This window comes from Flammeovirga aprica JL-4 (assembly GCF_012844305.1).
Classification (GTDB): Bacteria; Bacteroidota; Bacteroidia; order Cytophagales; family Flammeovirgaceae; genus Flammeovirga; species Flammeovirga aprica.
The window spans coordinates 80,882-93,933 of the sequence record NZ_JABANE010000007.1; the positions used below are offsets into that span (position 1 = coordinate 80,882).

General features: G+C 33.3%; 11 protein-coding genes. 3 read left to right on the plus strand and 8 right to left on the minus strand.

Annotated features, from left to right (window positions below):
• Window positions 1-196 precede the first annotated feature (196 nt).
• The 8 genes from HHU12_RS03865 to HHU12_RS03900 form a co-directional block, all read right to left on the minus strand.
• Window positions 197-1,969 carry a tetratricopeptide repeat protein gene (locus tag HHU12_RS03865; RefSeq protein WP_169655186.1) on the minus strand — a complete coding sequence of 591 codons (1,773 nt, stop codon included), beginning with the start codon at window positions 1,967-1,969 and terminating at the stop codon, window positions 197-199.
• A gap of 168 nt (window positions 1,970-2,137) precedes the next feature.
• Window positions 2,138-3,142 (minus strand): sugar nucleotidyltransferase, encoded by a 1,005-nt coding sequence (locus HHU12_RS03870; protein WP_169655188.1) that lies wholly within the window; start codon window positions 3,140-3,142, stop codon window positions 2,138-2,140.
• 14 nt (window positions 3,143-3,156) lie between these two features.
• Window positions 3,157-3,591, minus strand: a complete 435-nt coding sequence (gene dut / locus HHU12_RS03875; protein ID WP_169655190.1) for a dUTP diphosphatase — start codon at window positions 3,589-3,591, stop codon at window positions 3,157-3,159.
• A gap of 5 nt (window positions 3,592-3,596) precedes the next feature.
• On the minus strand, window positions 3,597-5,105 hold the full coding sequence (locus tag HHU12_RS03880) for a lipopolysaccharide biosynthesis protein (protein ID WP_169655192.1): 1,509 nt from the start codon (window positions 5,103-5,105) through the stop codon (window positions 3,597-3,599).
• 119 nt (window positions 5,106-5,224) lie between these two features.
• On the minus strand, window positions 5,225-6,001 hold the full coding sequence (locus HHU12_RS03885) for an enoyl-CoA hydratase/isomerase family protein (RefSeq protein ID WP_169655194.1): 777 nt from the start codon (window positions 5,999-6,001) through the stop codon (window positions 5,225-5,227).
• 194 nt (window positions 6,002-6,195) lie between these two features.
• On the minus strand, window positions 6,196-7,017 hold the full coding sequence (locus HHU12_RS03890; RefSeq protein WP_169655196.1) for a tetratricopeptide repeat protein: 822 nt from the start codon (window positions 7,015-7,017) through the stop codon (window positions 6,196-6,198).
• A gap of 41 nt (window positions 7,018-7,058) precedes the next feature.
• Complete coding sequence (locus HHU12_RS03895) at window positions 7,059-7,874, minus strand: OmpA family protein (protein ID WP_169655198.1); 816 nt, start codon at window positions 7,872-7,874, stop codon at window positions 7,059-7,061.
• Between the two features lie 159 nt (window positions 7,875-8,033).
• Entirely contained in the window at window positions 8,034-8,327 is a 294-nt protein-coding gene (locus HHU12_RS03900; protein WP_169655200.1) for a hypothetical protein, read from the minus strand.
• A 157-nt stretch (window positions 8,328-8,484) separates the two neighbouring features.
• Here HHU12_RS03900 and HHU12_RS03905 point away from each other — a divergent pair, with 157 nt between their 5' ends.
• The 3 genes from HHU12_RS03905 (at window position 8,485) to HHU12_RS03915 (ending at window position 12,899) form a co-directional block, all read left to right on the plus strand.
• Window positions 8,485-9,804: a tetratricopeptide repeat protein gene (locus HHU12_RS03905; RefSeq protein WP_169655202.1), complete on the plus strand. Its 1,320-nt coding sequence runs from the start codon at window positions 8,485-8,487 to the stop codon at window positions 9,802-9,804.
• Between the two features lie 84 nt (window positions 9,805-9,888).
• Window positions 9,889-11,829, plus strand: coding sequence for a DNA topoisomerase (ATP-hydrolyzing) subunit B (gene gyrB, locus HHU12_RS03910; protein WP_205959773.1), 1,941 nt, complete (start codon window positions 9,889-9,891; stop codon window positions 11,827-11,829).
• A gap of 131 nt (window positions 11,830-11,960) precedes the next feature.
• Complete coding sequence (locus HHU12_RS03915; protein ID WP_062618284.1) at window positions 11,961-12,899, plus strand: lysophospholipid acyltransferase family protein; 939 nt, start codon at window positions 11,961-11,963, stop codon at window positions 12,897-12,899.
• Window positions 12,900-13,052 lie beyond the last annotated feature (153 nt).

Genomic DNA, 13,052 nt, shown 5'->3' on the forward strand with positions numbered 1-13,052 from the left:
GTTTGTTGTTATCAAAGTTATTAGGTTATGGAATTCATGAAAAATATTTGTATGACAGTAAATATAAAAAACTATTCCCTTTTTATGAGCAATAGTCCTGATATTATAACAATAAAAAGAGGTATAATATTGATTGATTAGTCAACATATATACCTCTTTTTCTACGAAGTGAGATCAACTAAAACTCAAATTGTTTTACTCAAAATATTTCTTCTGATCTATTTTCTTATCCAATACTTCAGTGACTTCATCACCCGTATCTTTTGCTTTCTTCCAATATTCTAAAGCTTTCTCTACTTTTCCAACTTTAAATAGAACGTCTCCATAGTGTTCTAGAACAGTTCCATTTTTCGTGATAGTAGCAGCTTTTTCTAATACTTTTTCAGCTTCTTCATATTTTTCTCTTACAAATAATACCCAACCATAAGTATCAAGATAAGTATCATTTTCAGGTTCAGCTAAAATCAATTCATGCGACATTTCTTCCGCCTTATCCAAATTCTCTTTACGTAATGATAAGAAATAACTGTAGTTATTCAACACATAAAGGTTGATAGGGTCAACTTTAAGCACCTCCTCATATTTTTTGAAAGATTTTTCAAAGTCATCCAATTTATAATAAGTATCGCCTAATTGTGCATTAAATTGAATTTTTAAAGAAGGATCTACAACAATTTGAAGACCTTGACTAAGCATTGCTTCGGCTTCTTCATATTCTTCCAAAAACAACTTAGAGGAACCACTATAAAAATAAAGAATTGCTTGATTTGGGAAATATTCAATGGCTAAATCAGAGTGAACTTCTACAGAATCAGTTTCCTGCAACTCCCAGTCAATAGACAATACTTGTTGCCACAGCTTAAAGTTATCAGGATTGATGGTTAAAGATCTCATGTAATAGCTTCTTGCTTCGGCATATTTCTTTATTGAAACTTGAAAGTCGCCATAAATTGCAAAAACTCTATCGTCATTTGGATGAGCTTCTAAAGCAATCTTGATTAACTCTTCACCTTCTTTTCTTTTCTTTTCATTATAAGTAAATTGAAGGTAACCGGTTAAAATATTAAAGGACTCATCAGTAAGAGGATCATCACTTCCAAAAGCAATCTTCAATTCCTCATAATATTTTTCTGACTCACCTTGATTTCTATAGATGCTTGCTAGAAGAAAATGTCCTTCTCCTTCGTTGGGGTAATCTTTAAGAATAGGTTCCAACATTTCTCTTGCATCATCTGTTTTATTATTTCCTAATAACAAACGAACCTGAGAATACTTGAAACTAAGATCTTCCGGGTAGGCTTTGATTAATTTATCACCTTCAAGTAAAGCGGCGTCTAGATCTCCTAATCTAATATAAATACGTTGCTTTTGACGGACGATAATATCATTAATTCCATACTTCTCCTCTCCAATATCGAAATACTCAATAGCCTTTCTTGGTGCACCCATTTGCAGGTAAAGCATTGCAATTTGGAAAAATGCTTCCTCATCATCTCCTGTCTTAGTGATTTGATCTTCTAAAACCTGTAGAGCGTCTTTATATAAGCCTAGAATTTCAAAGTTTTGAGCAACTAGCTTATAGTAATATTTATTAGTAGGGTCAAGTTCAAGTGCACGCTTTGCAAACTGTTGCGATCTTTGATAATTTTCAAGTTTTTGGTAACATAAGGCTGTTTGATATTTTACACCATCATTCTTGCCATTCAATTCATTACACTTGAGTAGTAATTCTAAAGATTGCTGATATTCTTCAAGCAAGTACTCATTCACAGCATAGATAAAGAGTTCTTCAGATTTTCTTAAATCTTTTTTGGAAGGTTCCTCAATACTTACAACAGGTGTGTCTTTTTCTTTCTTTGACTTCCTTTTTTTCTTTTTCTTTTGAGCGAGTGCTACATTATCAAAAGCGAAAACACTTAAAATAAGTAGGATTAAAAAAGTACGAATGTTCAATAAGTTTCTATTCATTGTATATGATAAACCCCTCTAAATCTATTTTGAAGTAAGTGGACCTCTTTCAGAAGAGTTACACCTGCTTATATTTATATAAATCTACGAAAATACTAAATGAAAAAAACAGCGAAATATAATTATTTCGCTGTTTTTGATATTTATTGAAAATAAATAATGATTTTTTTATTCTTTTACAGAAGTAAAGTCACCGATACTAAGGTCTTTCGAACGACCTCTGTAAACAACGTGGTTTCCTACTACAGAATTCTCAATATTTACTCTTCGAATATCACTATTTTCTTGTACAATAGAATTCTGTACAACTGAATTTTCTATGATTGTATTTTCGCCTATTGAAACATAAGGACCAACAACAGCATTAGAAATTCTAGCATTCTCACCTACGTAAACAGGACTTACTAAAACTACATTGTCAAGCTGTGCTGAATCATGCACTAACTCTTGCTCCTGAATGTATGTCAAATATCTTTGGTTTGTATTTACAATGGCATCTTTGTTACCACAATCCAACCACTCAATTACAGTTCCTGGCTTCAATCTAGCACCTTTTGCTTTCATGTTTTCAAGCGCTCCAGTTAATTGATACTCTCCATCGTTCATGATTTTGTTATCAATTAAGTACTGTAATTCTGTTCTTAATTTCTCTCCTTCCTTGAAGTAATAAATACCGATAATTGCTTGATCGGAGATGAACTCAGTTGGTTTTTCAACAAAATCAGTAATTACTCCATCAGAATCTAATTTTACAACACCAAATGCAGATGGATCTTCTACTCTTTGAGTATAAATGATACCATCTTCAAATTTGTCAATTGTAAAATCAGCTTTGAATAATGTATCTGCAAAGGCAACGATAATATTACCATCCATTGAATCTGCCGCACAATTAATTGCGTGAGCAGTTCCAAGAGGCTCATCTTGGTAATAGATTGTTCCTTTTGCGCCTAATGACTCAGCAATTTGAACAAGCTCTTTTTCAACAACTTCGCCAAAATCACCAATTACGAATGCAATCTCTTCTAAATTCTCATCAGACATTGCCGCTAAATCTTCTACTAAACGATGAACAATTGGCTTACCAGCAATTTTAACAAGTGGTTTTGGGGTTGTAAGAGTATGTGGTCTCAAACGAGAACCACGACCAGCCATTGGTACAATAATTTTCATAAGTATATTTAGTTCTATTTTTTTCCAGTACTACCATAACCTCCTGCTCCTCTTTCAGTAGATGAAAGCTCTTCCACAGGTTCCCATTCTACTGTTTCATGTTTTGCAACAATCAACTGGGCAACTCTTTCGCCGTCTTCAATATTGAAAACATCGTTAGAAAGGTTCACTAATAAAACTTTTACCTCACCTCTGTAATCAGCATCAATTGTGCCCGGTGAGTTTAACACAGTCAAACCATGTTTGAATGCCAGACCACTTCTTGGTCTTACCTGTGCTTCATAACCATCAGGAAGTTCAATATACAATCCAGTTGGGATTAATTTTCTTTCTAATGGTTGAAGGGCTACAGGTTCCTCTAAAACAGCTCTTAAATCCAAACCCGCAGATAATGGTGTTTGGTATTGAGGTAAAGGATGGTGACTTTTATTTATAACTTTAATTTGCATTGAAATTAAATTCTGTTTGAAAGTTTATGTATTAGCGATTTTACTAAATCTCTTTCCTTGTAAGCTACAAAGGATAAGAAAAATACAAACATAGTATTTTGAATGAAAATATCCATCCAAAAACCATTTATTTTTATGAATGTGTTAATTACAATAAATATACCACCCATTAAAAAATACAGAAATACCATTTTCACATTGTAAGGAATTGGGTAATATTTCTGACCTAAATAATAAGAGTAAGCCATCATGGTAAAATAACAACAGAATGTGGCAATCGCACTTCCATAAAAACCAATCATTGGTACTAATAAAAAGTTCATACTTAAAGTGACAACAGCTCCCACAGCACTAATAATAGCTCCATAAGAAGTCTTATCTGTTACTTTAAACCAAACTGACAGATTGTAATACATTCCTAAAAATACATTGGCCATTAATAATATGGGGACAACCGGTAAACCTATTAAATAGATATCTTGTCTCAATACAATTGGTGCTATCCATGAAAGGTTACTAACTACTCCTACTACCATGACCATTAAAATAATGACAAAGTAATGCATCACCTTGGCAAAAATTTGTGGAGAATTTTTTGATTCTGCAGTCGAAAAGAAAAATGGTTCTGCGGCATATTTGTAAGCTGTGACAGCCAAAGTAATAAAAATAGAGAGTCTGTAATTGGCAGAATAAATTCCCATTGCAGCTTCTGCATCTCCAAACGAATAAAAATCATCTGGTATTAAAATCGTTAATAACGTTCTGTCTGATGCTTCGTTAATGAAAAAGGCTATCCCAGAGAATATAAGCGGAAAACCATATTTATAATACGGCTTCATCTTTTCCCAAGACCATGAAAACTTGATTTCAAGGAATTTGTCCAACAATAATAACATGATAAATGCCTTTGAAATTAAGTTGGCCAAGAATACATACCCTCTCCCAAAAGTTGGATCAAAATATTCTTGTATTAAACCTGAAAAAATAGAAGTTGATTTACCGTCTACCACTTCCATACAAGTGACTAGGAAGAAATAATTCAACCCAAATGTCAATACTACTTCACTCAACTTCAAAAAGGCAAACCGTTTTGCTTTTCCGTCAATTCTTAAGCTCGCAAAGGGAATAGCGATAATGGTATCTACTGCAAAAAGTATGGAGAAAAGTTTCACGTACATCTCACTGTCTTCATAGCCAAATAGGGTTTCTATATAAGGTGATAAAAACCATAAAATGGACGATAATATAAAGGACGTAATTAAGAGTGAGGACTGAATATTGGAATACACCGTTTTTTTATCTCCCTTTGATGCATATCTGAAAAATGCAGTCTCCATACCATAGGTGTAGATCACATTGAATAGGACGGCATAGGTATAAAAAAGGGAAACGATACCAAAACTTGTTGGGCCAAATACTGCAGTATGCAAAGGTGTCAAAGCATAATTGATCAGCTTCATCAATACAGTTGTCAACCCATAAATGACAGTATCTGAAAGTAATTTTTTAAGCATTTGTTTGATAAATGAAAAACCTCTTTAAACATACAATGTTGATTAAAGAGGTTGAAGTACTGAGGATTGAAATTATTCTATTTCAATCTTATAGCACTTTTTTGAATATGTATTATTATTTATTTTCCTTTGAATGTAGGCTTTCGTTTTTCTAGGAAAGCACTTGTACCTTCTACAAAGTCTTCTGTTTTAATGGCACTTGAAAATGCATTAGCTTCCGTCTGATAGCCTGTATTCATCGGTAACGATGCATTGACACAATCTATGGCATGAGAAACGGCAAGTGGTGCTTTTTTCAATATCTTATTGACCAATCCCTTTGCTTTTTCCATTAATTCAGCTTGAGGTACTACATGATTAACCAAACCAATTTCATAACTTCTTTGAGCAGAAATCATATCTCCAGTTAAAATCAACTCATTGGCAATTCCTTTTCCTACTAACTGTGGTAATCTTTGTGTGCCTCCATAGCCAGGAATAATTCCTAAAGAAACTTCTGGTAAACCAAACTTTGCATTTTCAGAAGCAATTCTAATATGGCAGGCTAATGCTAATTCACAGCCTCCTCCAAGTGCAAATCCATTTACTGCTGCAATTACAGGTTTAGGACAAGTTTCAATACTTTGCATAATTTCCTGCCCTTCTTCCGAAAACTTACGAGCATTCAGCTCATTGAGATCTTTAATTTCTGAAATATCTGCTCCAGCAACAAAAGCCTTCTCTCCTTTTCCTGTTATGATAATTGCTCGGATGGATTCATCATCATAGGCATTTTGGAAAGCATCTTTAATTTCTTCTAATGTTTTAGAATTTAGAGCATTCAACTTACTTTCTCTATTTATAGTAATAATAAGTAAGTTTTCATTTTTTTCTAAAAGTAGATTTTTATAATCCATTTTGACAATTTCTGTTCTGTTAGCAAATAAATTTTATAGCATGTAAATCACCAATTTAAAAACCCTATTTACTCCTTTTGAAAATACTGAATCATAGTTTATGATTCTAAAAATATTGAAATAGTTTTCTAAAACTAAACCATTTGTGATAAATGTACCAAATATTTTCAAGCAAAATCAAAGAAAATAAGGTTCTATTCTTTACAACTCATAGAAATCAGTGAATCATAATTGCCTTTTGAGTTATAGTATTTTGCCATTTTTACATTCTTGCAGGCCTCTTCTAGTTTCCCTATCTCTATTGCAGCTTTGGCAACATTCGCTCTGTATAGACTATTCTGCGGTTTGATATCAACGGCTTTTTTGAAAAACTTATAGGCATCCTCAGATTCTTTCTTTTTCATAGCAATCATTCCCAGGTTATTCGCTGCTTCATCTCTTTTAGGATTGATTTCAAGTGCTACTACTGAATAATGAAAAGCGGAATCAAGTTCTTCTAACTCAAAAAAACAATAGCCTAAGTTGGTGTATAACACATCATCTTCGGCTACTAATCGTTTTAAAGCTCTTAAATCTTCTAATGCTTTTTCATACATCTTTTGATCTTGGTAAAGCGTAGCCCTATTTAGAAGCAGTGACTTATTTTCTAAATTACAATTTAAGCCTTGAGAAAGTAGGGCTATTGCTTTGCTCTTTTCATCCTTCAAATAGAGTAAATTAGCCTTATTCTGATAAGCATCTTGTAGGCAAGAATCAATCAGAATCGCTTTATTGTAAGCATTTATTGCTTCATGGTATTCCTCTAATTCTGTGTGTGCTATCCCTAAATTATTCCAAGCCTCAGCAAAATTACTATCATATTTTACTGAGAGTTGCAATTGCGTTTTGGCTACAGTGAAATCCTTTTGTTTTAAGGCGTCTCTTCCTTTAATAAAAGCTTGATTCCGATCAGCATTTTCATCACAACCGAACAATAATAATGTGATGGCGAAAAAAGTATAAAAAATCTTATTCATAAAAAAACCAGCTCAATTTGATGAGCCGGTTGCAAATGTAATTAGTTCAATGCTTTAATGGAAACCCTTCTGTTTTTAAGTCGCCCTTTTTCATCATTATTTGGAGCGATTGGTTTTTCAGATCCCCAACCTACAGTTTGAAGTCTTTCTCCTTTTACTCCGTTTTTGATCAGCTCATTTTTCACTGCTACGGCTCTTTGAAGGGATAATTTCTTATTGCTTTCCGTATTACCTACATTATCCGTATGCCCTTCTATACTTAAACTCAGTCGAGGAGCAAACCTGTTCATTAATGTGGCAACTTCTTTGATGTTTTGATATGAGGCTTGAGAAAGATTAGCAGAACCGGTAGAGAATTGGAAATATAAATTCACTTCTCCTTTAGATTTTAGCATCTCCAGCATCTCTTGCGCTGTTTCAGCCTCTTGCATTTTTTCCTGCTCAATAATGGTGATAGTATAAGTCCCTCCATTCTCATGAGTTTCTAACACACACCAAAATTTCTTAGTATTTGATCTCACTTGAAAAGACCCATAATTTGAACCCTTAAAAAGTGGCTTTCCTCTCAGGCTTTTTACTTTATCAAAATAAGTTTGAATAATTTGATTCGCATTGGGATGCTTATAGGTGTTATTTTTATCGTACTTAAACGTGGCAAAAGTTTTATTTCCTGACAATGGGAAGATATCTACTTCACTCATTGGAAATTCTATTTCATCAAATTTTGATTCATCATAAACCAACTCATAACCACTCAATTTTACAACTAGTGGATTATCAAGAACATTTTGAGCATTGACCTGTAATGAAAAAAATATTAACAAGAATGAAATTAAGGTAAACTTTGTACTACGCATTATTAATCAAATTATCATGTTATTTTTACAATTATTACTTACTACAAAATACGTGCAAAATACATCATATATTGCAGTATTGGCCTTTTTTCATAAAAATAAGGGTTGCTATCTACTTCATACATAGACAGCAACCCTTTATAAATATTTTAATATTTTTTAGTTCAGTGAAAAGGAAGGAACAGCAGGGCTTGTTACCTCGGCAATACTTAACTCTGAAATAGTGATCTCTACAAAATCATAAAGTTTGAATGCACATAGTATATTATCTACCTCATCTTTTGATTCTGCATCTAAAGTTAACCAAGCCTTTTGTGCATTATCTGACAACATAAATGATGAAATAATCCCATCATTCATCATATTTCCAATCTCTGTATACTGCGAAGGAAGTATGTCTATTAAATGCTGATCTAAAATTTCGGGTAACTTTATTTCTACAATAAATTTCATATGTTATATATTTGTTCTAGAAGACAAGATTATCTAAAAAAAATTACGTTTCCTATTTTATAAGGTTGCTTTAACTAAATGTTGTTTATTATTTAATTGAAGTCTACTACATAATATTGCCAAAAAAATTATCTTTTAACAGTCAATATCCATTTTTTTGAACTTAAAACCCTTTTTTACTGTTTTATTCCTTCTTGTTTGTGGTCACACTGTTTTCAGTCAAGAAACAGATTCTTTTGTTATCAAGGATTTAAATACCATCTCTGTTTATCAAACTATTCTTATAAGTACTGATAAGAATATTATGATTCCGAATGTCGGAAAGGACAGTCCTTATTATTATAACACATTATTTCTTAAAAGCTTATGTGAATTTAAAAAAGGGTCTTATTGGACTGGCTATTGGGACTTGAAAAAAGTTTATAATCACTCTTCTCAGAACTTTGCTAAACACCCTGAAGATACTTTAAGTGGCTTACTTACAGGAATCATTTCAACAAGTATTGGTATCATACCTCAGGAATATAAATGGATCATGCGCTTTATTGGTTTTCCAGAATTGACATACGAAAATCATGAAACATTAATTGAAAATGCAAAAAAATCCACCAACCCATTTATTCAATTCGAAGCATTCTCATCAGAGTTGTTTTTAGATGTTTATATCAAAAAAGAATATGACAAAGAGAAAATTGATCTTTATGAAAAGAAATATGGAAAGCTTTATCAAGGGAAGATCGTATTAAGCTGGGTTTATGATAGAATTAAAGAATACAAATTGAATATCAACATCTTAAACTCTTTTACAAAGGAGGAAAAGAAGCATTATGATTATTATAATTATTTACTGGGGACTGCTCATTTTTATTTAAATCATTATAAAAGTGCATCACTTAGCTTTAATAATTACTTAAAAGCAACAGATTCAGATTACATCAAAACCACAAAATACAGACTATTCCTCATAGATTGGCTTTCAACAGAACTAAGTGAAGAAGAAATAAATATAAAGTTGAAAGACATTATCAAATCGGGAGATGAAAAACTTTATTTGGATAAATACGCGCAATCCTTTGCTCTGTCCTCTTCTCTGCCTGATAAAAAACTAATGTATGCTAGAATGTTATACGATGGCAAAGAATATAATGCTTCTGATAGTGTATTAATGCAAATCAATCCTAAAGATTTCTCAAGAAAAGATAAATTAGAATACAATTATAGATATGCCAGAGTAAAAGAGGCTTTAAATGATACAACTTTAGCAATAAAGTATTATCTTAATGTGATTGATTATGGAGGAACCAAACCTAAAAGATACTTTACGGCCAATGCCGCACTTCAATTAGGGATTTTATATGAAGGGCTAAATGATAAAGAAAAAGCCATTTTTTATTATAAAAAAGCATACTCCTATCCTAAACACTCCTATAAAAACAGTATAGATGCTGAGGCGAAAAGAAGGTTAAAAACTTTGTAAGCAATTGAGTACAATTCTATTAGAAAAAAAGGGTTGTAATTGAGCTTAAAAAGAGGTAGCTTCGCAGATATTTTGAACAAAGATATGGAAGAAAAAAAAGACAATTATTCAGCCGGTAATATTCAAGTCCTTGAAGGATTAGAAGCCGTTCGTAAGAGACCAGCAATGTACATCGGTGACATTGGCATCAAAGGTTTGCACCATTTAATTTGGGAAGTTGTAGATAACTCCATTGATGAGGCAATGGCTGGTTTTTGTACAGATATATTTGTGACTATCAATGAGGACAACTCTATTACTGTTCGAGATAACGGTAGAGGTATTCCTACTGATATGCACCCTAAGGAAAAAAAATCTGCTCTTGAAGTTGTAATGACAGTACTTCACGCAGGTGGTAAGTTTGATAAAGATACATATAAGGTATCTGGTGGTCTTCATGGTGTAGGTGTTTCATGTGTAAACGCACTTTCTACAGACTTGAAGGTTACAGTTCACAGAGCTGGAAAAGTTTTCCAACAAGAATATAAAACAGGTATTCCTCAGTATGATGTAAAAACAATCGGGGAAACAGATATTACTGGTACTACAGTTCAATTCTGGCCTGACTTAAGCATCTTTACTTCAGGTGTTTACAATTATGATACTGTAGCTTCAAGATTAAGAGAATTATCTTACTTGAATGCGGGTATCACTATTCACTTAGAAGATAAAAGAGAGCAAGACGAAGAAGGTGAAAACATCCAAGAAACTTTCTATTCAGAAGGTGGTTTGAGTGAATATGTTTCTTACCTAGACAATACTCGTCAAGCACTTTTGGGTACTCCTATCTTTATGGAAGGAGAAAAAGCCAATATTCAAGTGCAAGTGGCAATGACTTACAATACTTCTTTCTCTGAGCATGTATTCTCTTATGTGAACAACATTAATACATATGAAGGTGGTACTCACGTTGCTGGTTTTAGACGTTCTTTAACAAGAACTTTGAAATCTTATGCTGATTCTACTGGACTTTTAGATAAAGTAAAGATTGACATTGCAGGTGATGACTTTAGAGAAGGCCTAACAGCTATTATCTCTGTAAAAGTTCCTGAACCACAATTTGAAGGTCAGACAAAAACAAAATTAGGTAACTCTGAAGTTTCTGGCGCTGTAGATTCTGCAGTAACAGAAACATTGAAAACTTTCTTAGAAGAGCATCCTAAAGAAGCTAAAAATATTGTACAGAAAGTAATCACTGCCGCTCAAGCTCGTCATGCAGCACGTAAGGCTCGTGAAATGGTACAGCGTAAAAACGTTCTTACTGGAACTGGTTTACCTGGTAAACTTTCTGACTGTTCTGAAAAAGATCCTGCACTTTGTGAATTATACCTAGTGGAGGGTGACTCAGCAGGTGGTTCTGCTAAGCAAGGTAGAGATAGAAATTTCCAAGCTATCCTTCCTCTTAAGGGTAAAATCCTTAACGTAGAAAAAGCGCAAGAGCACAAAATCTACGACAACGAAGAGATCAAGAATATCATCACGGCATTGGGTGTTCGTTTTGGTACTGAAAATGATGAGAAAGAGCTTAACTTAGAAAAGTTACGTTACCACAAAATCATTATCATGACCGATGCCGACGTCGATGGTTCTCACATTAGAACATTGATCCTAACATTGTTCTTCAGATATATGAAACCATTGATCGAACAAGGTTATTTATATATCGCTCAGCCTCCTCTTTACTTAGTGAAGAAAGGTAAGCAAGAGAAATATTGCTGGAGTGAAGATGACCGTGTAAGAGCTATCCAAGAATTTGGTGGCGATGAAGGAAAAGTAGGTATCCAACGTTATAAGGGTCTTGGTGAAATGAACCCTGAGCAATTATGGCATACTACTATGGATCCTGAATTCAGATCAATGAGTAGAGTGGATATCGAATCGGCGGCAGAAGCTGATCACTTATTCTCTATGTTGATGGGTGATGAAGTTGCACCTCGTAGAGACTTCATTGAAAGAAATGCACGTTATGCAAATGTTGATGTTTAATCGACTTTGCTAATATATATTAGAAGGCAACAGCGATCCTGTTGCCTTTTTTTAATGAAATAAGAGAACTTTTCTTTCTATATAGCGTTTACAAAAAAGATCATTCATTTTTCAAAAAATAAACTACAAAGATGAGTCAACATAAAGGTTGGAAAAAAGTGAAATATGAGCTTTTGTACCAGGTTATTGTAGTATTAATTAAAGTAGCGAACTGGATACCAAGAAAAGCTTTGATGTGGACTTTCGGCAAATTAGGTGGATTAGTCTACTATGTGATGCCTCAGACAAAAAATCTCACATTAAAGCACTTAAAATACGCTTATGAAAATGAGCTAACAGACAAAGAGATAGAAAAAATTGCAAAAAATGTCTTTAAAAATCTAGGTCGAAATTTTACAGACATTCTTCGCTACCCTTCTATTAAAACTGTAGAAGAACTGAATTCCGTGATTGAGGTTGAGGGAGAACAAAACTTAATTGATGCTCATAAAAAAGGAAAAGGTGTTATCCTTTTAACTTGTCATAGAGGTGCTTTTGATATGGTTGGTTTCTACTTAAGTATGAATAACTACCCATGTATCGCCATTGGTGCAAAACTGCATGATGATAAACTCAATGAGTTGGTGGTGAATACTCGTCGTCATAATAAAAATGATCAAGCTGATTTTGTTGAACGTTCTGACCCTCGTGGAAGTATTAAAATGTTCAAGAAATTAAAAGACGGTGGTTTAGCCTTCTTACTTATTGATCAAGATACAGACAAAGTTCAGAATACTTACGTTGATTTTTATGGCAAACAAGCGGCCACTCCTATTGGTGCTGCAATGTTAGCTTTAAAAGCGGACTCTGCAATCATTCCAGCCTCTATCAAATTACAGGAGAACGGAAAACATTTATTAGAGTTCAGACCTGAAGTCCCACTTGTGAAAACAGGAGACAGAGAAAAAGATATCAACGTCAACACTCAAAATATGTCTTTGGCTTTAGAAAAATTTATTCGTGAAGCGCCAGATCAATGGGTATGGTTCCATGAAAGATGGAAGTCAAAACCTGCTTCAGATGTAAGCTAATTGTCGTTAAGCTCTATTTTGAGATAAAAAAGAAAGGAAATCAATTCAAATTGGTTTCCTTTTTTTGGTTGCACTAAAGTAAGGTTAGATATTATTTTAAATGAAATATGTATTATCCTAAGCGAAATAACAAAATAATACAATTACCAATTC

Bases quoted from the DNA above. Each gene is read 5' to 3' on its own strand.
- HHU12_RS03865 (WP_169655186.1), bottom strand. From the start codon at position 1,969: ATGAATAGAAACTTATTGAACATTCGTACTTTTTTAATCCTACTTATT.
- HHU12_RS03870 (WP_169655188.1), bottom strand. From the start codon at position 3,142: ATGAAAATTATTGTACCAATGGCTGGTCGTGGTTCTCGTTTGAGACCA.
- dut (WP_169655190.1), bottom strand. From the start codon at position 3,591: ATGCAAATTAAAGTTATAAATAAAAGTCACCATCCTTTACCTCAATAC.
- HHU12_RS03880 (WP_169655192.1), bottom strand. From the start codon at position 5,105: ATGCTTAAAAAATTACTTTCAGATACTGTCATTTATGGGTTGACAACT.
- HHU12_RS03885 (WP_169655194.1), bottom strand. From the start codon at position 6,001: ATGGATTATAAAAATCTACTTTTAGAAAAAAATGAAAACTTACTTATT.
- HHU12_RS03890 (WP_169655196.1), bottom strand. From the start codon at position 7,017: ATGAATAAGATTTTTTATACTTTTTTCGCCATCACATTATTATTGTTC.
- HHU12_RS03895 (WP_169655198.1), bottom strand. From the start codon at position 7,874: ATGCGTAGTACAAAGTTTACCTTAATTTCATTCTTGTTAATATTTTTT.
- HHU12_RS03900 (WP_169655200.1), bottom strand. From the start codon at position 8,327: ATGAAATTTATTGTAGAAATAAAGTTACCCGAAATTTTAGATCAGCAT.
- gyrB (WP_205959773.1), top strand. From the start codon at position 9,889: ATGGAAGAAAAAAAAGACAATTATTCAGCCGGTAATATTCAAGTCCTT.
- HHU12_RS03915 (WP_062618284.1), top strand. From the start codon at position 11,961: ATGAGTCAACATAAAGGTTGGAAAAAAGTGAAATATGAGCTTTTGTAC.